The organism is Sphingomonas glacialis, from assembly GCF_006439055.1.
Taxonomy (GTDB): Bacteria; Pseudomonadota; Alphaproteobacteria; order Sphingomonadales; family Sphingomonadaceae; genus Sphingomonas; species Sphingomonas glacialis_A.
The window spans coordinates 148,975-170,068 of sequence record NZ_RCZC01000006.1; the positions used below are offsets into that span (position 1 = coordinate 148,975).

Genomic DNA, 21,094 nt, shown 5'->3' on the forward strand with positions numbered 1-21,094 from the left:
GGCATTTTCCATGCCGGTTGCCCAAATGATGAATGCGAGTTGAATGGTTGCAAAGGATTTTGATTTCAGATGTGACGGTTTGTTACCTGTATGTGTCGAGGCCGCCACATAACTTCCGATGCGGCCCTTTTTGGAAGTCCGGACAGGCGGCCACGCACAAAGTGCCACACCCGCCAAAGCGGACATGGCACCAAGCCTGACTTTACAGCGCTTTAGTCCCGTTCGAAAACGCGGGACTTCCGGCGGCCATATCCGCCTCAAAACGGCAGCTTGAACCCCGGCGGCAGCGGAATGCCGCTCGTCATTTTCGCCATTTCGGCGCCCGACGCCGCATCGGCCTTGACCTTCGCGTCGTTGAACGCGGCGACCACCAGATCCTCGACCATCTGCTTCTCGCTCGGCTGGAGCAGCGACGGGTCGATCTCGATCCCGATGATCCGCCCCTTGGCCGAGGCGCGCACCTTGACCAGCCCACCGCCGGCCGCACCCTCGACCTCGATCTTGTCGAGCCCGTCCTGCGCCTTGGTCAGCTCGGCCTGGACGTTCTGCGCCATCGCCATGATGTCTTCGATGCTCTTCATGCGGTATGTCTCCTTTTTTCGAGCAAGCTCTTGATCTCGGTCTCGGGCAGCTCGGCCCCGGGAAACGCGGCAAACGCCGCTTCGATCATCGGGCTTGCCAAGATGCTGGCCTTGAAACTCTCATATTGGGCGGCTTCGGCCTCGCGCAATGTCGGCCTGCCGGGTTTGGGCGAAGTGGTGATCTTCCACGCCCGCCGCGTGAGTAGCTTCAGTGCCGCGCCGAGATCGCCGACGAGATCGGCTGGCAGCGGCCGTGCGTTGCTCAATACGAGTTCGGCCTCGACGATGCTGATCACGCTCGCATGGTGCACGATGCGCGAAGCCAGCGCGAGTTCGCCCGCGCCCTCGAGCAGCGCGACGATCCCCTCGACCGTGCTCGGCAATGCCGCCTCGGCCGCTGGGGCCTGCGACGGTGCAGCGGCAGCCTGCGCGACCGGCGCCGCCATCATCGGCGCCCCCGCCGCGATCATCCGCGCGAGGTCGCCCGGATCGGGCAGGCTCGAGGCATGGACGAGCCGTAGCAGTGCCATCTCGCACGCCTCGATCGGCATCGCTGCGCGGGCGACCTCGTCATGGCCCTTGAGCAGCAACTGCCACAGCCGGTGGAGCACCGCGAACGACAGCGTCTCGGCCCAGCCGACCAGCGCCTCGCGCTCCTCGGTCGCCTGCCCAGCTTCCTGCGTGGCGCCCAGCTTGACCAATGTCGTCGCATGAACCGTCTCGAGCAGCCCGCGCAGCACGCCGAGCGGATCGACGCCGAGATCGTACTGCCTCCGGAGCGCCGCCAGCGCGCCAACGCCGTCGCTCGCGATCAGCAGCGCCATCAGATCGCGGATCGCGCCGCGGTCGGACAGCCCCAGCATGTCGCGCACGGCGGCAGCACTCACCGCGCCGCCCTCCATGTCGGCATGCGCAATCGCCTGGTCGAGGATCGACAACCCGTCGCGCGCCGACCCTTCGGCCGCGCGCGCGATCAGCCCGAGCGCCTCTGGCTCGGCCTCGACCCCTTCGGCCTTCGACACGCGCGCGAAATGCTCGGCGAGCTTCTCGGCCGGGATGCGGCGCAGATCGAAGCGCTGGCAGCGCGACAGCACCGTCACCGGCACCTTGTTGACCTCGGTCGTCGCGAGCACGAACTTCACGCCCTCGGCCGGCTCCTCGAGCGTCTTCAAGAGCGCGTTGAACGCATTCTTCGACAGCATGTGAACTTCGTCGATGATGTAGATCTTGTAGCGCGCGACGAACGCCGTCATCCGCGAGGCGTCGATCACCGCGCGCATGTCATCGACGCCGGTATGGCTCGCGGCGTCCATCTCGATCACGTCGATGTGGCGACCCTCGGCGATCCCGACGCATGGCTCGCACACGCCGCACGGGTCGATCGTGGGACCGCCGGTGCCGTCGGGCCCGATGCAGTTCAGCGCCTTCGCCAGCAACCGCGCGGTCGAGGTCTTGCCGACCCCGCGCACGCCGGTCAGCAGGAAGGCATGCGCCAGCCGCCCACGCCGGATCGCATTGCCAAGCGTGGTGACCATCGCATCCTGGCCGATCAGCTCGCCAAAGGTCTGCGGTCGATATTTGCGCGCGAGGACACGGTACGCATCCTTCGAGGCGGTGGAGGGAAGGTCGAGATCGAAGGAGTCGGACATCGCGGGCGGTCTAGCGCGGCGGAGCGCGTAAGTCGAAGGGTTGGTGGAGCCGTTCGCGCGATCGGTCGGTCACAGCCAGGGGATTTGGTGCGACGACGGGGCTCGTTCCGCGCCGGGCCGCGATGCGAGGCGGGATCGGTCGGAATTCTTCGTGGGGAGCTGGACGGGTTAGCGACCCGGCAAAGCCGTGTCGTCGGACGGCGCTTGAGGCGCCGCCGGCCGCGCTTGCCGCTATGGCGGGCTGCAGCGTGCTGCAGCCTGGCGCGGCTGCGCGGTGGGAGCCGGAACGACCCGGGGCGAAATCGTTGTGGCTGCTTCCTTCCGGATCTGACCAGGTTGGCGACGACCCCGTCCGCCCGACTCCCGCGGCGCATATGGCGGGGTCGAGCGGCGGGATCAAGCCCGCTTGATCAAACGGGCCAGCGCCGGGTCCGCTTAGTAGCGAACGGTGCGGCAGACGCGCACGCGGTGATGGTTGCGATACTGCATCTTGCAGACCTGGCGCGTGCGATGGCGGTTCACGCCGTGGCGCTCGGTATGGACGGTGCGCGTGACGACGCGGTCATGCCGGTTCTGCTGCGCGCTGGCAGTGGCCGGGACGATGGCGGCGGCGGCGATCAGGCCGGCCGAGATCAGGGCTGCGATTTTCATGAGTGTCTCCTGGTTCGTACGTGAGGGGTACGGGAGCGTAATGATCAACGGCCCTGCATGTTCCAAACTTCGCCGGGAATCCGGACAGTTAATTGATTTAGATCAGCGCTGAGCAGGATCTGACACGCGAGCCGACTCGTCCGCGTGGCGCCGGCGGCGAGGTCGAGCATGTCCTCTTCATCCTCACTCGGCGGCGGGAGTCTGGCGAAATCCTCAGCCGCGACGATGACGTGACAGGTCGAGCACGCCATCTGCCCCTCGCACGTCCCCTCGAGCGGCTGCCCGTCGGCCTGCGCGACCTCGAGCAGCCGCGCGCCGGGCGCGGCATCGACCTCGCGCAGCGTGCCGTCGACTCCGATGAAGCGTACCAGCGTCATGCCGCAATTCCTCCCGCGATCCGTTGCGCATCGGCCGCCGCCATGATCCGGTCGATCGCCTCGGTCAGCTCCATCTCGGTCGTGTAGCGACCAAAGCCCAGCCGGATACTCGAGCGCGCCTGCGCTTCGGAAAGCCCGATGGCGCGCAGCACATGGCTCGATCGGCCCGAGCCACTCGCACAGGCCGACCCCGCAGAAAAGGCAATATCGCGCAGGTCGGACATCAGCCGCGCGACGTCGAGCCCATCGCGGCGGATGTTGAGATTGCCGTGGTAGCGCTGCTCGGTCGATCCGTTGATCTGCCAGTCGGGGCCAAGCCGTTCGGTGGCGAGCATCCACAGGCGTTCGACGTGCGTCGCATCAGTCTCCCATCGCTCTGCCATCAAGCCCGCCGCATGCCCAAAACCCACGCACAAGGCAGGCGACAGCGTACCCGAACGACCGCCTTCTTGGTCTCCACCATGCAGCAGCGGATCAAGGGTAATGCCATCGCGGATCCAAAGCGCTCCAATCCCTTTGGGGCCATGAATCTTGTGGGCCGAGATTGCGACCAGATCGCAGCACTCCGGAATCGTCATGCGGCCAAAGCCCTGAACCGCATCACAAAGGAGCGGCGCACCAGCGAAATCGGCAAGCTGAGACAGTGCGGCAGTCGGCTGAACGACTCCAATCTCGTTATTGACCAGCATCGCGACGACCACCGACACGCCGGGCACGATCGCTTGAAATGCCGCGTCCATATCGACGAGGCCGTTGTGGCGCACTGGAAGGACCGTCACGTCGCGCCTCTGACGGCCGAGCGCGCCGACCGTATCGAGCACCGCCGCGTGCTCCGTCGCGATCGTCACCACGTCGCCGGCGGTAAGCCCCTTGATCGCCCAATTCAGCGATTCGGTAGCTCCGCTGGTAAAGACTACCCTACCCCCTTGCGGCAGCAGCGCAGCGACTTGCGCGCGCGCATACTCGACCGCGGCCTTGGCCTTGCGCCCGGCGGCATGCGTCGAATGCGGATTGGCATGCTGGTCGCGCAGCCACGGTACCATCGCGTCGAACGCCTCGGGCGCGAGCGGCGTCGTCGCCTGATAATCGAGATAGATCACGCGGCAAACGCCCGCGCCGAGCGCGCGATGCTGCGCCATTCGGCGATGAAGCGGTCGACATCGGCCTCGGTCGTGGAACGCCCGAAGCTGACGCGCACCACTTCGCGCGACGCCTCGACGCTCCACCCCATCGCGCCGAGCACATGACTCGGCTTCATGCTTCCGGACGAACACGCGCTCCCCGCCGACACCGCGATCCCCGCCATGTCGAAGCGGATCAACTGCGTCGCCGCCGCCAGCCCCGGCATGCGATACGCACCGATCGCGGAATGCCGCGGCGCCTCGGAAGCGACGACCTGCCCACCCGACCGCGCGACCGCATCGTCGAGCTTCGCGCGCAGCGCGCGCATGATCGTGACGTCTTCGGGTTCACCCAAAGCCGCCGCGAAACCGAGCGCGGCAGGCACATTCTCGGTCCCGCCGCGATAGCCGCGCTCCTGCCCGCCGGTCGGGCTGAGCGTCGCAATATCGCGCACCAGCAGCGCGCCGATCCCCGGCGGCCCGCCGCGCTTGTGCGCCGAAATCGCCAGGAAATCGGCATGCTCGACCACGTCGCCCGCAGCGCTCGCCGGCATCTGTGCGCCATCGACCAGCAGCAGCGATCCCGCGGCATGGACGATCGCGGCGATCTCGGCGATCGGCTGCCGCACCCCCGTCTCGCTATTGCACCACTGCACCCCGACGATCGCGCGCCCGCCATCGAGCATCGCGGCAAGCGCCGCCAGATCTAGCAATCCCTGGCCATCGACCGGCACCACGCCCGCATCGCCGCCAGCACGAATCACCGCATCATGCTCGACCGCCGAGATCAGCCGCCGCGCCGCCACCGCTCGCCCGAGTGCGATTCCCAGCGCCTCGCTCGCCCCGCTCGTCAGGATCGTCTCGCCCCGCCAGCCATAGGCCGCGGCGATCTTAGCCCGCGCCGCCTCGAGCGCAGCGCGCGCCGCACGGCCCTCGGCATGCGGCGAGGACGGGTTCGCCCAGCCGCGCATCCCCGCCTCCACCGCAGCAATCGCGGCCGGCAGCATCGGCGTCGTCGCCGCATGGTCGAGATAAAGGCGGGAGGTCGGGGGGGCGGTCAAAAGCGGGTCGGCTCCGTTATGATTGCGAAAAGCAGGCTCATGGCTATATAGCGCGCAAGCCCCCGCGCCCATATCCCACGGGCCGCGCCCCACATTTGTAGTCAGCAGGTCCGATGCCAGAAGTCATTTTCCCCGGCCCCGATGGTCGCCTCGAAGGTCGTTTCGTCCCCGGACCCCGCCCGCGCGCGCCCGTCGCGATGATCCTCCACCCGCATCCGCAGGCCGGCGGCACGATGAACAACCACATCGTGATGGAGCTCTACAAGACCTTCCAGCGCCGCGGCTTCGCGACGCTGCGCTTTAATTTCCGCGGCGTCGGCAAGAGCCAGGGCACGTTCGACAACGGCGTGGGCGAACTGTCAGACGCGGCATCGGCGCTCGACTGGGTGCAGAGCTTCCATCCCGAGGCGCAGACCACGTGGATCGCCGGCGTCAGCTTCGGCGCGTGGATCGGCATGCAGCTCTTGATGCGCCGCCCGGAAATCCGCGGCTTCATCTCGGTCGCGCCGCCGGCGAACATGTACGACTTCACCTTCCTCGCGCCGTGCCCGGCGAGCGGAATCATCATCCAGGCCGAGAATGACGAAGTCTCGCCCCCGCTCGCGACGCAGAAGCTGGTCGACAAGCTCCGCACGCAGAAGCACATCACGATCCACCACGACACGATCCCCAAGGCGAACCATTTCTTCGAACACGAAATGCCGCAGCTGATGGGCAGCGTGGACAAGTATCTGGATATGCGGCTGGATCCGAACTCGCCGATCCGCTGACCCTCAAACGTCACCCCGGCCTTGTGCCGGGGTCCACCACGCCCCTCGCGCCGCCGTCATAGTACGCGTGGCGCCGTAGCCTCTGGCAAGAGGCCAAGGTGACGCGTTGGGGCGGTACAGATCCGCTCACCCCCCGGCCCCGCAGCCCTAACCCGTCACCCCGGACCTGTCCCGGGGTCCACCGCTACACGCACGCTGCGGGTGTAGCACGCGCGGCACGGTAGGCCCCGGCACAAGGCCGGGGTGACGGCAGAAGGTGTTACTTCTTCGCCTCACCCGCCGGCACCACCTGCAACGTCCAGTCGCGATCGGGCCGCAGATACTTCGCCGCCGTCTCCTGCAACTGCGCCGCGGTCATGTTCGAGATATCCGAATACAGATGCATCAGCGCGTTGATCCGCGTCGGATCATAGGTCGCGCCGTCGAGCTGGTTCATCCAGAACTGGTTGCCGGTCGACTGACGCTGGATCGACTGCTGCATCGGCCCGATCGTCCGCTTCAATTCGTCGGCATCGATTGGCGTCGACACCAGCTCGGCCGCGATCTCGCGCGAGAGCTTGAAGAACAGCGGAATGTTCTCGGGCGCGACCTGGCCGATCGCGACCATCTTGCCGCCGGTCGGGAAGCCGGTCGGCCAGTCGCTCGACACGTTGGGGCTATAGCTCGCCCCCGCCTGCGAGCGCAGCCGGTCGAACAGCCGGTCGCTGAAGATCGCCGCCAGCACTTCGAGCCGCCGTGCTTCGGACAGGCCGGCGACACCGCCGCCGGTCGGCCACGCGATCACCGCCGCCGCCTGGTTCGCCGGGCCGTCATGCGTCCGCGTGACAGGAGACGTGTTGTGCGCCGGGAAATGCGGCGGCGGGGTCTGCTCGGTCGCTGCGGTGCGCGGCGGTAGCGCGCCGAGCGTCTTCTGCACCGCGGCGATCGCGACCTCTGCCTTGACGTCGCCGAACACCATCACCTCGATCGGCCCGGTCTTGAGCAACGGCTCCCACAGCGCGCGGAAGGCGGCGGGCGTCGTCGCGTTGATCGCGTCGAGCGTCGGCGTGCCCCAGCGCGGATCACCATCGCGCAGCAGGCGATCGAGATCGCGCGACAGCACGCCGGTCGGCGACGCGTTCGATCCGGCGTAAGACGACACCGCAACCGCGCGGGCGCGCAGCACCGGCGCCGGATCCCAGGCTGGTGCCGTCAGCGCCGCAGCGATCAGCTTCAACTGATCGTCGAGATCGGTCGGCGAGGTCAGCGCGTTATAGGTGAAGGCATCCTCGTCGATCCCGAAATCGAGCCCGATCCGCCGCCCCGAGGTCAGCGCATCGAGATCGCCCTGGTTGAGCTTGCCGATGCCGCCCGCAGTGAGCGCGAGATCGGCGGCCCAGGCCGGCGTCTCCTTGTTCGACGGCAGCGCGTTGTAGCCAGCGCCGAAGCGCACGCGGACATAGACCCGGCTGTCCTCCGACGTCGTCGGATAGACCAGCACGCGCACACCGTTCGACAGGTTGTACTCCTGCATCTCGAACTCCTTGATCGGCGTGTTCGAGAGGATCGTCGCAGGCGCCCCAAGCTTGGGCAGACTGGCAAAGGTCACGTTCGCCTGGCGCGCGCGCTTGCCGGCCAGGCCCTTCACATCGACCTTCAGCGCATTGGCGAGCGTCGTCTCGATCCCCGGCTCGGCGGTCGGGGTCGAGATCAGCGCGCGCGTCGCGGTGCCCTGGAACAGCCGCTTGGTCGCGGCGAGGATCTTGTCGGGGGTGAAGAAGCCCTTCTTCTCGGCATCCTCGAACACGCCCTGGATCACCGCAGGCGAGGTCGTCGTCTCGCGAATGTCGAGCGCCTGGACCATGTCGTCGGCCTCCTTGCTCCCCGCCTCGGCGCGATAGGTGTCGACTTGCGTGCGGAACGAGACGCGCTGCTCGGCAAGCTCGCGCTCGATCTCGGCCTTGGTCGGCGGCGAGGCCTGCGCGTCGGCGATCACCGCGCGCACATCCTTCAACGCCGGATCCCAGGCCGAGCCGACCGGCAGGATCGTCACGAACGTGCCATTGGCCGAACGCGACGGATCGTCGAGCCGCACTGCCGCCGCGATATAGCTGCCGCCCGAGCGCGCGCGCGTCTCGAGCCGGCGGTTGATCACCGCGAGCGCGACGAAGTCGGCGAGGCGCTTCTGGTTGAAGACGATCGTGTCGTCATTGTACTGCCACGGCCGCACGATCGCCATTTCGATCCGCGTCGGAATACCCGGCTCGACCACCGCCTTAGTGGTGGTCTGCTTGGGGTCGGGCTTGCCGAAATCGGGATCGGCGGGATTGGGGCCGATGCCCTTCCACCCGCCGAAATTCTTCGCGACCATCGTCTCGAGCTTCGCCGGATCGAAATCGCCCGCGATCACGACGAGCGTGCGCTCGGGGCGATACCAGCGGTCATGGAAGGCGCGCACGGTTTCGGCAGTCGCCGCCTCGAGTTCCTTGACGTGGCCGATCGGCGAGCGGTCGGCGAGCGGCTGCCCGGCGAAGAAGGTCGCGTTGAGCGCGTCGATCACGCGCACCTGCGGCCCCGGCTGCTCGCGCTGCTCGGCGAGCACCGCGGGGCGCTCGGCACCGAGCGCGGTCGGCGTGATGTTGGGGTTTGAGACCATGCCCGACAGGATCTTGAGGCTCTCGTCGATCCCTGCCTCGGTCGCGCTCGGCAGATCGAGCTTGTAGACGGTCTGCGTCGGCGTGGTCGAGGCGTTGGTGTCCGACCCGAAGGTCGTGCCCATCCGCTGCCAGATCCGCTTGGCCTCGCCATCGGGGACATATTGCGAGCCGCGGAACGAGAGATGCTCGATCAGGTGCGCAAAGCCGCGCTCGGGATCGGTCTCGTAGAGCGAGCCCGCATCGATCCGCACGCGCATCGAGATCTGGCCGGGCGGGACGCCATTCTTGCGCACCGCATAACGCAAGCCATTCTTGAGCGTTCCGAAATGCCACGCCGGATCGGGCGTGATGTCGCTGCCCTTGTAGAGCCACGCATCGCGGCTCGCGATCGCGCTCTGCGGGTCGACCGGCGCGTTGGCGGCGCGCGGCGCGGGCTGCGCTGGAGCGGTCTGGGCTACGACCTGCGGCACGGCAGCCAGGACCAGGAGGGAAGCAAAGGCGAAGCGCGTCATACGCGAGGGCGAGATCATCCTGCGTAGATAGCGGCGGAAAGCGGCAACCGCCAGCACCCCAGCGTTTCCATATCCACCCTTGCACCCGCAGCCCCTGCGCGCCACATGGCAGCCATGTTGATCGAAACCGAAACGACGCCCAACCCGGCGACGCTCAAATTCCTGCCCAACCGTGTCGTGATGGAAGCGGGCACCCGCGATTTCGTCACGCCGGAAGAAGCCGAGGCCTCCCCGCTCGCCGACGCGCTGTTCGGCCTGGGTGATGTCACCGGCGTGTTCTTCGGCCGCGACTTCGTCTCGGTCACCGCCGCAGCCGGGGTCGATTGGGCGGGGCTCAAGCCCGACGTGCTCGGCCTGCTGCTCGATCATTTCAGCGCGAACATGCCCTTGTTCAAGCCCGGCAATGCCGGCGGCATCGCGGTCCCGGCCGAGGATTCGTTCAACGACGATCCCGCCGACGCCGACATCGTCGCGCAGATCAAGGATCTGATCGAGACGCGCATCCGCCCGGCGGTCGCCAATGACGGTGGCGACATCGTCTATCGCGGCTTCGACAAGGGCAAGGTGTTCCTGGCGATGCAGGGCGCGTGTGCCGGCTGCCCGTCGTCGAGCGCGACGCTCAAGAACGGCATCGAGCAATTGCTCAAATATTACGTCCCCGAAGTCACCGAAGTGCGAGCAGTTTGACCATGGCCATCATCGACGACGCAGCACTCGACCAGATCTTCCGCACCGCGCGCAGCTATAACGGCTATACCGATCAGCCGGTTAGCACCGAAGATCTGCACGCGATCTGGGACCTGATGAAATGGGGCCCGACCGCGACCAACCAGCTGCCCGGGCGCTTCGTCTGGTGCACCAGCGACGAGGCCAAGGAAAAGCTCGCCGCCTGCTGCTCCGACTCGAACGCCGCCAAGGTGCGCAAGGCGCCGGTCACGGTGATCATCGCGATGGACCGCGACTTCCATCACCACCTCCCCGAACTTTTCCCGCATGTCGATGCGCGGCCGTGGTTCGCGAGCGAGGAAGGCCGCGCCGAATCCGCGTTCCGCAATTCGACGCTGCAGGGCGCCTATTTCCTGATCGCGGCGCGCGCGCTCGGGTTCGATACCGGGCCGATGTCGGGGTTTGACGGCAAGGCGGTCGACGCCGCGTTCTTCGCCGATACGCCCAACGTCACCGCCAACTTCATCGCCACGCTCGGCCACGGTGACCCTTCGACGATTTTCGGCCGCCTGCCCCGCCCGGCGTTCGAAAAGTTCAACACGCTCGCCTGACGCAATTGTCGCGCACGCTCGTCCTCGAAACCGCCACCGCCGCCTGCTCGGTGGCGCTGATCGAGCATGGCGTGGTGATCGCCAAGGCGCATGAAGTCGTCGGGCGCGGCCATGCCGAGCGGCTGATCCCGATGATCGCCGATTTGCCCGGCGGTGGCCGCGCCGACGCGATCCTGGTCGATTGCGGTCCGGGCAGCTTCACCGGCATCCGCGTCGGCATCGCCGCCGCACGCGGGCTCGCGCTCGGCTGGGGTGCGCGGCTGACGGGCTATACGTCGCTCCATCTGCTCGCCGCCACGGCGTTCGCCGACGACGCCGGCGACGATCTTGCGGTCATCCTCGAAGGCGGGCATGGCGAGGTCTTCATGCAAGGTTTCGCCCCGCCCTATCGGGACACCGGTCCCTTCGCATCGCTCAAGCCCGAAGCGGCGCTTTCCGCGCTCGCCGGGCGTCGCGCGATCGGCAGCGGCGTGCGCTTCCTGACCGCACTCGATCCCAGCATCGTGTCCGACCCGCGCCTGCCCGATGCCTCCAACGCGGTCCTGCTCCCGCCGCATTGGGCGACGCTCGAGCCCAAGCCGATCTATGGCCGCGCGCCCGACGCCAAGCCGCTCGTGCCCGCTGCATGAGCACGATGATCGGCATCGCGTTGCGATCGGGCGCGGTCGCCGATCTGGCGAGCGTCGATCGCGTGATGCAGGCGGCGTTCGACCCCCGTTTTGGCGAAGCGTGGACGCATAACCAAGTGCTCGGGCTGCTCGCCATGCCCGGCGTCTGGCTGACGATCGCCGAACTGGCCGGCGAACCCGCCGGATTCGCGCTGTCGCGCCGCGTGCTTGACGAGGCCGAACTGCTGTTGCTCGCCACCACCCCGCATTTGCGCCGCCGCGGCGTCGCCGGCGCCCTGCTCCGCGCAGTGATCGCCGACGCCGGGATGCAGGGCGCGACGAGCATCCATCTCGAAGTGCGCAGCGACAATGACGCGATCAAACTATATAGTTCCGAAGGCTTTATGATCGCAGGCCGACGGCGCGATTACTATCGCGGACAGGCCGGGCAGACTTACGACGCACTGACGTATCGTCGCACAATAGCTTAAACCTTTTGTCATCCAGTCATTACTGCTTGCGCAGCGAGATTGGAGCGCCGATAGGCCGCCGTGCGGAGGCATGTCGCATGCCGCCCAGTGAATTGTGAAAGGATTATTATGGACGTGATGGATGAACTGCAGGAGACCCTGATAACGCTAACCGCCGACATTGTTGCAGCACATGTCAGCAACAACAGCGTCGCAGTTTCGGATCTGCCGGTATTGATCGCCAACGTTCATGGCGCTCTGGCTGGCCTTGGCGGCCCCGCCCCCGTCGAAACCATCAAGCAGGAACCTGCGGTTTCGGTGCGCTCTTCGATCAAGCCCGACTTCATCGTCTGCCTCGAAGACGGCAAGAAGCTGAAGATGCTCAAGCGCCATCTGATGACGCATTACCAGATGACCCCCGAGCAATATCGCGCGAAGTGGAATCTTCCTGCCGATTACCCGATGGTCGCACCGAATTATGCCGAGCAGCGTCGCACGCTCGCCAAGAAGATCGGTCTGGGCACCAAGCGCCGCAAGGTTGCCGCGCGCTGATCCCCTGATCCACTGACACTGCCCCTTCCCGCGACGGGGAGGGGCCTGCCGCCCTGTTCGGCCCGGCTTATTGCGACTCACTATCCCCTTTCGCAACAAGTCCGAAGCGCCTACATCGGGCGAATGCCGCGTCACATCGATCTCGAAGCCCTCTGCGCCGAAAAGGGCCTGCGCATCACCGACCAACGTCGCGTCATCGCACGCGTGCTGTCGGATGCCGAAGACCATCCCGATGTCGAAAAGGTCTATGAGCGCGCCTCGGCGATCGATCCGGGCATCTCGATCGCGACGGTGTATCGTACCGTCCGCCTGTTCGAAGAAGCCGGCATTCTCGACCGCCACGATTTCGGCGACGGCCGCTCGCGTTACGAGCCCGCGCCCGAGGCGCATCACGATCATCTGATCGACGTCGAGACCGGCAAGGTCATCGAATTCGTCGATCCCGAGCTCGAGCAGCTGCAAAAGGCGATCGCCGAGCGACTGGGCTTCCGCCTGGTCGATCACCGCATGGAATTGTACGGCGTCGTCCTTGACCGCAAGGGCTGAAGCGGCTGCGGCCCGCGCCTCCGCGCGGGCCGAGGCGGCCGCCGGCCGCCCGCCCCCGATCTCTTGGTTCGGCTGGGTTCGGCTGTGGACGCGCGTAAGCTTGCTTGGCGTGACGCTGCTGCTCGCCATCCCGTTGCATTATCTGTGGCGGACCGTGCGACTTTCCTCGCCCTGGCCGCGGCTGTTCCTCGGCACCGCGGCGCGGATCTGCGGCGCGCGCGTCCGCGTCGTCGGCGTGCCGCTCAAGCGCGACGTCTTCTATATCGCCAACCATGTCAGCTGGGTCGACATCCTCGCGATCGCGGGGGCGAGCGGCACCGCGTTCGTCGCCAAGGCCGAGATTCGCGAAGCCCCGGTGGTCGGCTGGCTCGCGACGCTCAACCGTACCGTGTTCGTCGCGCGCGAGGATCGCCTGGGGGTCGCCGAACAGATCAACGCCTTGCGCGAGACGCTCGCCGAGAATTGGTCGGTCACGGTGTTCCCCGAAGGCACGACCACCGACGGCCGTTCGCTGCTGCCGTTCAAGACGCCGATGCTCAAGGTGCTCGAGCCGCCGCCGCCGGGCGTGATGGTCCAGCCGGTGCTGCTCGATTACGGCCCGGTCGGCGCCGACATCGCCTGGATCGGCGATGAAACGGGCAAGGCCAATGCGATGCGGCTGCTCGCGCGGAAGGAGCGGTTCCGCGTCGCAGTGCACTTCCTCGAACCCTTCTATCCGCGCGATTTTCCGGGCCGCAAGCTGATCGCCGCCGAGAGCAAGCGCCGCATCGAAGCGGCGCTGTCGGTGGTGATGTGCGGCCCCGTCCCGCCGTTCATCGGACATGACGCCTGGGCCGGCAAAGGCACCACCCTCCCCGCACCGCTCGCCGCCGGTCTCGATCGCCCCGCGCCGACCACATAGCAGGGGTTCTGCCCCGCGGCTTTTGCGCCTATAGCGCCGCCGATCATGTCAGACGCCACCACCGCCCCCAAGACCGCCCCCAAGACGTACGCCGTAAAATCGTTCGGCTGCCAGATGAACGTCTATGACGGCGACCGCATGGGCGAGCTGATGGCCGCACAGGGCCTGACGCAAGTCGACCCCAAGGACGCCGACCTCGTCGTCCTCAACACCTGCCACATCCGCGAGCGTGCGACCGAGAAGGTCTATTCGGACATCGGCCGCCTGCGCAAGGATGCCGGCAAGCAGGGCCGCACCCCGATGATCGCGGTCGCCGGCTGCGTCGCACAGGCCGAGGGCGCCGAGATCGTGCGCCGCGCCAAGGTCGATGTCGTCGTCGGCCCGCAGGCGTATCACAACCTTCCCGACCTCGTGGCGAAAGCCGCGCGCGGCGAAGCGGCGCTCGATACCGACATGCCGGTCGACCTCAAGTTCGGCCACCTCCCCGCCCGCCGCCGCGTGCCGCCGAGCGCGTTCCTGACGGTCCAGGAAGGCTGCGACAAATTCTGCACCTATTGCGTCGTGCCCTATACCCGCGGCGGCGAAGTGTCGCGCAGCTGGGGCCAGATCGTCGATGAGGCCAAGGCACTGGTCGATGCGGGTGCACGCGAGCTCACGTTGCTCGGCCAGAACGTCAACGCCTGGACCGATGGCGCGCGCGGCCTGCACGATCTGATCGCCGCGCTCGATGCGATCCCCGGCCTCGCGCGGATCCGCTACACGACGAGCCATCCCAACGACATGACGCAGGGCCTGATCGACGCGCATGCGCAGGTCGAGAAGCTGATGCCGTTCCTGCATCTGCCGGTGCAGGCGGGCAGCGACCGCATCCTCAAGGCGATGAACCGCAGCCACAGCCGCGACTCGTACCGCCGCATCCTCGACCGCGTCCGCGCGGCGCGGCCGGACATCGCGCTGTCGGGCGATTTCATCGTCGGCTTCCCCGGCGAGACCGAGGCCGATTTCCGCGAAACGCTGAGCCTGGTCGACGCGGTCGGCTATGCACAGGCCTACAGCTTCAAATACAGCCCGCGCCCCGGCACCCCCGCCGCGACGATGGGCGATCAAGTCCCCGAAGACGTGATGGATGACCGTCTCCAGCGCCTCCAGGCCGCGCTCAACCGCGACCAGGCGGCGTTCAATGCGGCGACGGTCGGGCGGACCTGCCAGGTGTTGATGGAACGCGCCGGCAAGCTGCCCGGCCAGCTGATCGGCAAGAGCCCATGGCTGCAATCGGTCCATCTGGTCAGCGACGCCGCCATCGGCGACCTGGTCGAAGTGACGTTGGCGGAAGCGGGCGCGAATTCGATGCTTGGGCAGCGCTCGCTCTGAGCGCCTCCCCTCCCTGAAAGGGAGGGGTCGGGGGTGGGTCGGCCCGTTGTTACGCCGGACGCCCGCCCTAGGCCAACCCACCCCCAGCCCCTCCCTTCCTGGGAGGGGAGGCGCAGAAACTCTCGACACCGCAAAACAAAAAGCGCAAACCACAGCGCATGCCCAAACCCGCTCCGACCGAACTCGTGCCGCCGCAATGGAAGCGCAATCCGGCGGCCTTGTGGGTCTATATCGCGGTAGGCGTCGGCATGATCCTGCTGTCGGGCGGTCGCATCGTGCTCGAACGGATCGGCCTGCGCCGCTGATCCTCGCGCGCCGCCCCCGCGCCGCCCCGCGCCGCGTCGGAATATTCCGATCGCCACCTATCTATCCGCGCCGCGCGCCCTACCTTTTGCTCACCCTCCGACGTTAAGGAACCGCATGAGCCGCAAGCCCGTCCCCGCGCAATCCGGTGATCGTAGCCGCACCGAACTCGTGTTCGATCGTCCCCAATTGATGGCGCAGCTGTTCGGTGAATTCGACCAGAACCTGCTCGCGCTCGAGAACAAGCTTGGCGTCTACATCACCGCGCGCGGCAACAAGGTAGGGCTCGAGGGCAGCGCCGAGGCGGTGGCCCAAGCGCGCGACGTGCTCCACGGGCTCTACAACCGCATCGTGCGCGGCGAAGTCGTCGATACCGGCCTGATCGACGCGGTGATCGCCATGTCGAGCGAGCCGACACTCGCCGGGATCATCCAGGCCGATGCCGGCGGCGGCGCCGTCCCGCAGATCATGATCCGCACGCGCAAGAAGACGATCGTCCCGCGCACGATCGCGCAGGCGCATTACATGCGGCAACTGCTCAGCAACGACATCATCTTCGCACTCGGGCCAGCGGGTACCGGCAAGACCTATATCGCGGTCGCGCAGGCGGTGGCGCAGCTCATCACGGGCAGCATCCAGCGCCTGATCCTGTCGCGCCCCGCGGTCGAAGCGGGCGAGAAGCTCGGCTTCCTTCCCGGCGACATGAAGGAGAAGGTCGATCCCTACCTTCGCCCGCTCTACGACGCGCTCAACGACTGCCTCCCCGCCGAGCAGGTCGAGCGGCGTATCGCCTCGGGCGAGATCGAGATCGCGCCGATCGCCTTCATGCGCGGGCGCACGCTGGCGGACGCGTTCATCATCCTCGACGAGGCCCAGAACACCACGCCCGCCCAGATGAAGATGTTCCTAACCCGCTTTGGCGAAAACAGCCGGATGGTGGTGTGCGGCGATCCCAAGCAGACCGATCTGCCCGGCGGGATGAATGCGTCCGGGTTGAACGATGCGGTCGGGCGGCTCGAAGGTGTCGAAGGCCTGTCGATCTGCCGGTTCGGCTCGGGCGACGTCGTGCGGCATCCGATCGTCGGGCGTATCGTCGAGGCGTATGAAGGCGTGAGTTGATTGAAGCGCGGGATATCCTGACCTATAAGGTACGGATATCCCCGGAGACGGAAGATGGCATCGCTCTACATCAAGGATGAGGAAACCGCTGCTTTGGTGACTCGCGTCGCCGAACGGTCGGGCCTCACCAAGACGGCGCTTGTCCGCGAACTCGCCGCAGCGCGAGAGGCCGAGCTCGACCGCGCCGCGCCGCAGATGTCGGCGCGCGAGAAACTGGATGCGTTGTGGGCCAGCCACACCTTTCCGCCAACGGCGGGCGCAGACGCCGACAAGGCGTTCTTCGACGAGATGTGGGGCGAGGCCCCGGATTGACCCTCTTCGTCGATGCCTCCGCGCTCGTCGCCATGATCACCAACGAACCGGAGCGCGACCGCTTCCGTCAAACCGTGCTCGCGGAAGCCGATTCGCTCTGGTCTGCGATGTCGTGCTGGGAAACCGTAAGCGCGGTACGCAAGCGCGGCACTTTGTCCGTGCCGGAAGCCCGCTCGTTGGTAGAGGAGTCGGCCGAGTTGCTGGCCTTGCGTTTGGTCGATGTCGGATCGACGGAACTGATCGCTGCACTTGACGCTTACCAGACCTACGGCCGTAACAGTGGCCACCCCGCCAAACTCAACATGGGCGACTGTTTCGCCTACGCTTGCGCCAAGACCAACAACGCCGGCCTGCTCTACAAGGGCAACGACTTCCTCCATACGGACCTTGCCTGATGCTTGAAATCGCCCTCTCCCACGAAGACGTCTGGCCCGAGCACGACTGGGAAGCGCTCGCCACCCGCGCCGCGACCGCCGCAATCTCGCGCACGCCGTATGGCGAACTCGCGACCGGCGCCGCCACGGTCGAGATCTCGATCCGGCTCGCCACCGACGCCGAGGTGCAGGTTCTCAACGCGCAATATCGGCAGAAGGACAAGCCGACCAATGTGCTGTCCTTCCCGATGGTCCAGGCCGATCTGCTCGAAACGATCGGGCAGAATAGCGACGACGGCGAGGTGCTGCTCGGCGACATCGTCCTCGCGCATGAGACCTGCGCACGCGAGGCGATGGAAAAAGGCGTCAGCCTCGAAGATCATGCGACGCATTTAATCGTGCATGGCACGCTGCATTTGCTAGGCTATGATCACATGGTCGGCATGGAGGCCGAGGCGATGGAGGCGATCGAGATCGACGCGCTGAAGAGCCTTGGCCTTGCCGATCCCTATCTCATCGAAGAGGACTGAACGACCGCCATGCCCGACGGCCAAAGTATTACCGGCACCGCCAGCCATCTCGGCGGTGCCCATCACGCGGAAACCAGCATCTGGCGGAGCTTCCGCAGCTGGATCTCGGGTCACACCGGTGACGAATCGCTCCGCGCGACGCTCGAAGAAGCGATCGACGCGCATGAGGATGACCCCGCGCCCGACGCCAAGGGCGATCTCTCCCCGCTCGAACGCACGATGGTGCGCAACCTGCTCCATTTCGGCGAGCGCGATGCCGGCGACGTCGGCGTGCCGCGCGCCGATATCGTCGCGGTCGAGGAGCGCACCAGCTTCGCCAACTTGGTCGCCTTGTTCGCCGAGGCCGGCCACAGCCGCTTGCCGGTCTATCGCGAGAAGCTCGATACGATCATCGGCATGGTCCATATCAAGGACGTGTTCGCGATCCTTGCGACCGGAGCCCCCCACCCGCCGAGCATCGCCGAGCTGATCCGCGAGCCGCTCTACGTGCCGATGTCGCGCGGCGCGCTCGATCTGCTCGCCGACATGCGCCAGAAGCGCGTCCATCTGGCGATCGTGCTCGACGAATATTTCGGCACTGAAGGACTCGTCACGATCGAGGATCTGATCGAGGAAATCGTCGGCGATATCGAGGACGAGCATGACGACGCCCCCGAGGCGTTGCTCGTGCCGCTCGATGGCGGTGCCTGGGAAGCCGACGCGCGCGCCGAATTGGAAGATGTCGGCGAGACGATCGACCCGCGGCTCGCCGAGGTCGATGGCGACATCGACACGATCGGCGGACTCGCCGCGGTGCTCGCAGGCCATGTCCCGCAAGTCGGCGAATGTATCGTCCACGACAGCGGCTGGACGCTCGAAGTCACGGCCGCGGATACACGCCGCGTGCTTGGCCTGCGCCTGCATCCGCCCAAGGCCGAACCCGAGGGTCGCGACAGCTGACGGCCGGCCGCAGAAATCACCCGGTCGATCACTCTCTGCGGTTTAATACATTTCCTCGATCACGGCGTTCATGGCATCCTCCCTTTCGAGATCACAAGCCTCGACATGGAGAGAGACATGGACGCCATTACCTCAGGCAGCCCGCTGAGCGACCCGAGCAAGGAGCCCGCCGCGCTCCGCTCGCTGCTCGGCCGCACCAATCGCGATTGGTGGCCCAACCAGCTCAGCCTCGAAATCCTTCAGCAGAACGGCCTGTCGGGCAACCCGATGGGCGACGACTTCGATTATGCCGAAGCCTTCAACACGCTCGATTACGCCGCGGTGAAGCGCGACCTGACCGCGCTGATGACCGACAGCCAGCCGTGGTGGCCGGCCGATTACGGGCATTACGGCCCGTTCTTCATCCGCATGGCCTGGCACAGCGCCGGCACCTATCGCACCGGTGACGGTCGCGGCGGCTCGTCGTCGGGCTCGCAGCGCTTTGCGCCGCTCAACAGCTGGCCGGACAATGGCAACCTCGACAAGGCGCGCCGCCTGCTGTGGCCGATCAAGGCGAAGTACGGCAAGCAGCTCAGCTGGGCTGATCTGTTCATCATGGCCGGCAACGTCGGTATCGAATCGATGGGCGGCCCGGTGTTCGGCTTCGGTGGCGGACGCGAGGACGTGTTCGAGCCGCTCAAGGACATTTATTGGGGCACCGAGGAAGAATGGCTCGGCACCACCCGCATCGAGGAGGAATCGGGCCGTGCGCTCGAGAATCCGCTCGCCGCGATCCAGATGGGCCTCATCTACGTCAATCCGGAAGGTCCGGGCGGCTGCCCCAACCCGATGGGCTCGGCGCGCGACATGCGCGAGACCTTCGCGCGCATGGGTATGAACGACGAGGAAACCGTCGCGCTGACCGCCGGCGGCCACACCTTCGGCAAGGCGCACGGCGCGGGTGACGCGTCGCTCGTCGGTGTCGAGCCCGAGGGCGCCGACATCGCCTCGCAGGGCATGGGCTGGATCTCGACGCATGGCAGCGGGATCGGCGACGACACGATCACCTCGGGGATCGAAGGCGCCTGGACGCCGACGCCGATCACTTGGGACCAGACCTATTGGGACATGCTGCTCGATCACGAATATGAGCTCGTGAAGAGCCCGGCGGGCGCGCACCAGTGGCAGCCGGTCGGCAACCCCGAAGAGACGCTCGCGCCCAAGGCACACACGCCGAGCGTAAAGGTCCCGACGATGATGACGACCGCCGACATGGCGCTCAAGAAGGACCCGGCCTATCTCGAGATCAGCAAGCGCTTCCAGAAGGACCCGGCGGCGTTCGCCGATGCCTTCGCGCGCGCCTGGTTCAAGCTGACGCATCGCGACATGGGTCCGAAGGTCCGCTACCTCGGTCCCGACGTTCCCGCCGAAGACCTGATCTGGCAGGATCCGATCCCGACCGCCGACTATGCGCAGATCGACGAAAGCGACGTTCCCGGCCTCAAGCAGGCGATCGCCAATTCGGGGCTTTCGGTTGCCGAGCTGGTGACGACGGCCTGGGCCTCGGCCTCGACCTATCGCCATTCGGACCATCGCGGCGGCGCCAACGGTGCGCGCATCCGCCTCGCCCCGCAGAAGGATTGGGAGGTCAACCAGCCCGAGCAGCTCGCGAAGGTGCTCGGTGTCTACGAGGGCATCAAGACAGAGTTCGACGGCAAGGGCGAGAAGAAGGTGTCGATCGCCGATCTCATCGTGCTCGGCGGTTCGGTCGGTGTCGAAGCGGCTGCCAAGGCGGCTGGTCACGCGATCGAAGTGCCCTTCACGCCGGGCCGTACCGACGCTTCGGCCGAGCAGACCGATGCCGCAAGCTTCGACGTGCTCGAGCCCAAGGCCGACGGCTTCCGCAACTATCTCTCGGTCAAGTTCAGCGTTCCGACCGAGGAATTGCTGGTCGACCGGTCGCAGTTGCTGGGTCTCAGCTCGCCTGAGATGGCGGTGCTTGTCGGTGGCCTGCGCGTCATCGGCGCGAACCACCCCAAGGCCGAGAAGCATGGCGTCTTCACCGACCGCAAGGGTCAGCTGACCAACGACTTCTTCGTCAATCTGCTCGACATGCAGACCGCGTGGAAGCAGCTGAGCGATGACAGCGACGAGGAATATCTCGGCACGCTGCGCGAGACCGGCGAGGAAAAGTGGACCGCGTCGCGCACCGACCTGGTGTTCGGCGCCAACTCGCAGCTCCGCGCGCTGGCGGAGGTCTATGCCTCGGGCGACGCTGGCGACAAGTTCGTCAAGGACTTCGTCAAGGCGTGGGTCAAGGTGATGAACGCCGACCGCTTCGACCTGGCATCGGGCCATGTCCGCGGCGAGCCTGCCGTCGCCTAAGTACAGACTTAGCCCCTCCCCTTTAGGGGAGGGGTTGGGGTGGGGAAGTAATAAGCGTCGATCTCTGCGA

23 protein-coding genes and 1 other RNA gene are annotated in these 21,094 nt (G+C 66.6%); 16 read left to right on the forward strand and 8 right to left on the reverse strand.

The features are described from left to right. Window positions 1-257 precede the first annotated feature (257 nt). From EAH76_RS18020 to EAH76_RS18050, 7 genes are all read right to left on the reverse strand, one after another. The gene (locus tag EAH76_RS18020) at window positions 258-581 is read right to left on the reverse strand and encodes a YbaB/EbfC family nucleoid-associated protein (protein ID WP_140851660.1); all 324 of its coding nucleotides are present in this window, start codon (window positions 579-581) and stop codon (window positions 258-260) included. Continuing rightward, window positions 578-2,230 (reverse strand): DNA polymerase III subunit gamma/tau, encoded by a 1,653-nt coding sequence (locus EAH76_RS18025; protein WP_140851661.1) that lies wholly within the window; start codon window positions 2,228-2,230, stop codon window positions 578-580. The genes EAH76_RS18020 and EAH76_RS18025 overlap by 4 nt, the downstream gene beginning before the upstream one ends. Window positions 2,231-2,500: 270 nt before the next feature. After that, an RNA gene (gene ffs / locus EAH76_RS18030) (signal recognition particle sRNA small type) lies at window positions 2,501-2,598 on the reverse strand. 67 nt (window positions 2,599-2,665) lie between these two features. Next, on the reverse strand, window positions 2,666-2,881 hold the full coding sequence (locus EAH76_RS18035) for a hypothetical protein (RefSeq protein ID WP_140851662.1): 216 nt from the start codon (window positions 2,879-2,881) through the stop codon (window positions 2,666-2,668). Between the two features lie 44 nt (window positions 2,882-2,925). Beyond that, window positions 2,926-3,258: a 2Fe-2S iron-sulfur cluster-binding protein gene (locus EAH76_RS18040; protein WP_140851663.1), complete on the reverse strand. Its 333-nt coding sequence runs from the start codon at window positions 3,256-3,258 to the stop codon at window positions 2,926-2,928. Further along, the gene (locus EAH76_RS18045) at window positions 3,255-4,358 is read right to left on the reverse strand and encodes a cysteine desulfurase family protein (RefSeq protein ID WP_140851749.1); all 1,104 of its coding nucleotides are present in this window, start codon (window positions 4,356-4,358) and stop codon (window positions 3,255-3,257) included. The genes EAH76_RS18040 and EAH76_RS18045 overlap by 4 nt, the downstream gene beginning before the upstream one ends. Then, window positions 4,355-5,512 (reverse strand): cysteine desulfurase family protein, encoded by a 1,158-nt coding sequence (locus tag EAH76_RS18050; RefSeq protein WP_140851664.1) that lies wholly within the window; start codon window positions 5,510-5,512, stop codon window positions 4,355-4,357. The genes EAH76_RS18045 and EAH76_RS18050 overlap by 4 nt, the downstream gene beginning before the upstream one ends. A 41-nt stretch (window positions 5,513-5,553) precedes the next feature. On the opposite strand from EAH76_RS18050, the gene EAH76_RS18055 reads away from it, so the two are divergent. Next, entirely contained in the window at window positions 5,554-6,210 is a 657-nt protein-coding gene (locus EAH76_RS18055) for an alpha/beta hydrolase (protein ID WP_133186743.1), read from the forward strand. A gap of 259 nt (window positions 6,211-6,469) precedes the next feature. On the opposite strand, the gene EAH76_RS18060 is transcribed toward EAH76_RS18055, so the two are convergent. Beyond that, a complete protein-coding gene (locus EAH76_RS18060) occupies window positions 6,470-9,376 on the reverse strand; it encodes a M16 family metallopeptidase (protein ID WP_170208042.1) in 2,907 nt (968 codons plus the stop codon). Window positions 9,377-9,472: 96 nt separating this feature from the next. Between EAH76_RS18060 and EAH76_RS18065 the strand changes: the two genes are divergently transcribed. The 15 genes from EAH76_RS18065 (at window position 9,473) to katG (ending at window position 21,024) form a co-directional block, all read left to right on the forward strand. Next, on the forward strand, window positions 9,473-10,045 hold the full coding sequence (locus EAH76_RS18065) for a NifU family protein (protein WP_140851666.1): 573 nt from the start codon (window positions 9,473-9,475) through the stop codon (window positions 10,043-10,045). A 2-nt stretch (window positions 10,046-10,047) separates the two neighbouring features. Continuing rightward, window positions 10,048-10,635 (forward strand): malonic semialdehyde reductase, encoded by a 588-nt coding sequence (locus tag EAH76_RS18070; protein ID WP_140851667.1) that lies wholly within the window; start codon window positions 10,048-10,050, stop codon window positions 10,633-10,635. Window positions 10,636-10,640: 5 nt separating this feature from the next. Further along, entirely contained in the window at window positions 10,641-11,264 is a 624-nt protein-coding gene (gene tsaB, locus EAH76_RS18075) for a tRNA (adenosine(37)-N6)-threonylcarbamoyltransferase complex dimerization subunit type 1 TsaB (protein ID WP_140851668.1), read from the forward strand. Continuing rightward, on the forward strand, window positions 11,261-11,734 hold the full coding sequence (locus tag EAH76_RS18080; protein ID WP_140851669.1) for a GNAT family N-acetyltransferase: 474 nt from the start codon (window positions 11,261-11,263) through the stop codon (window positions 11,732-11,734). The genes tsaB and EAH76_RS18080 overlap by 4 nt, the downstream gene beginning before the upstream one ends. Window positions 11,735-11,842: 108 nt before the next feature. Next, a complete protein-coding gene (locus EAH76_RS18085) occupies window positions 11,843-12,265 on the forward strand; it encodes a MucR family transcriptional regulator (protein WP_140851670.1) in 423 nt (140 codons plus the stop codon). A gap of 123 nt (window positions 12,266-12,388) precedes the next feature. Next, window positions 12,389-12,811: a Fur family transcriptional regulator gene (locus tag EAH76_RS18090; protein WP_140851671.1), complete on the forward strand. Its 423-nt coding sequence runs from the start codon at window positions 12,389-12,391 to the stop codon at window positions 12,809-12,811. Then, the gene (locus tag EAH76_RS18095) at window positions 12,795-13,712 is read left to right on the forward strand and encodes a lysophospholipid acyltransferase family protein (protein ID WP_170208043.1); all 918 of its coding nucleotides are present in this window, start codon (window positions 12,795-12,797) and stop codon (window positions 13,710-13,712) included. The genes EAH76_RS18090 and EAH76_RS18095 overlap by 17 nt, the downstream gene beginning before the upstream one ends. 45 nt (window positions 13,713-13,757) lie before the next feature. Then, on the forward strand, window positions 13,758-15,083 hold the full coding sequence (gene miaB, locus EAH76_RS18100; RefSeq protein ID WP_140851672.1) for a tRNA (N6-isopentenyl adenosine(37)-C2)-methylthiotransferase MiaB: 1,326 nt from the start codon (window positions 13,758-13,760) through the stop codon (window positions 15,081-15,083). Window positions 15,084-15,241: 158 nt separating this feature from the next. Further along, the gene (locus tag EAH76_RS24000) at window positions 15,242-15,388 is read left to right on the forward strand and encodes a hypothetical protein (protein WP_161989087.1); all 147 of its coding nucleotides are present in this window, start codon (window positions 15,242-15,244) and stop codon (window positions 15,386-15,388) included. Between the two features lie 115 nt (window positions 15,389-15,503). Further along, complete coding sequence (locus EAH76_RS18105; RefSeq protein WP_140851673.1) at window positions 15,504-16,505, forward strand: PhoH family protein; 1,002 nt, start codon at window positions 15,504-15,506, stop codon at window positions 16,503-16,505. 54 nt (window positions 16,506-16,559) lie between these two features. After that, window positions 16,560-16,817, forward strand: coding sequence for a type II toxin-antitoxin system VapB family antitoxin (locus EAH76_RS18110; protein ID WP_140851674.1), 258 nt, complete (start codon window positions 16,560-16,562; stop codon window positions 16,815-16,817). Continuing rightward, window positions 16,814-17,212, forward strand: coding sequence for a type II toxin-antitoxin system VapC family toxin (locus EAH76_RS18115; RefSeq protein ID WP_140851675.1), 399 nt, complete (start codon window positions 16,814-16,816; stop codon window positions 17,210-17,212). The genes EAH76_RS18110 and EAH76_RS18115 overlap by 4 nt, the downstream gene beginning before the upstream one ends. Beyond that, window positions 17,212-17,721 carry an rRNA maturation RNase YbeY gene (gene ybeY / locus EAH76_RS18120; RefSeq protein ID WP_140851676.1) on the forward strand — a complete coding sequence of 170 codons (510 nt, stop codon included), beginning with the start codon at window positions 17,212-17,214 and terminating at the stop codon, window positions 17,719-17,721. Before EAH76_RS18115 ends, ybeY begins: the two co-directional genes overlap by 1 nt. Window positions 17,722-17,730: 9 nt before the next feature. After that, on the forward strand, window positions 17,731-18,660 hold the full coding sequence (locus EAH76_RS18125; protein ID WP_140851677.1) for a hemolysin family protein: 930 nt from the start codon (window positions 17,731-17,733) through the stop codon (window positions 18,658-18,660). Window positions 18,661-18,777: 117 nt separating this feature from the next. Then, window positions 18,778-21,024: a catalase/peroxidase HPI gene (katG, locus tag EAH76_RS18130; RefSeq protein WP_140851678.1), complete on the forward strand. Its 2,247-nt coding sequence runs from the start codon at window positions 18,778-18,780 to the stop codon at window positions 21,022-21,024. The last annotated feature ends 70 nt before the right edge of the window (window positions 21,025-21,094 follow it).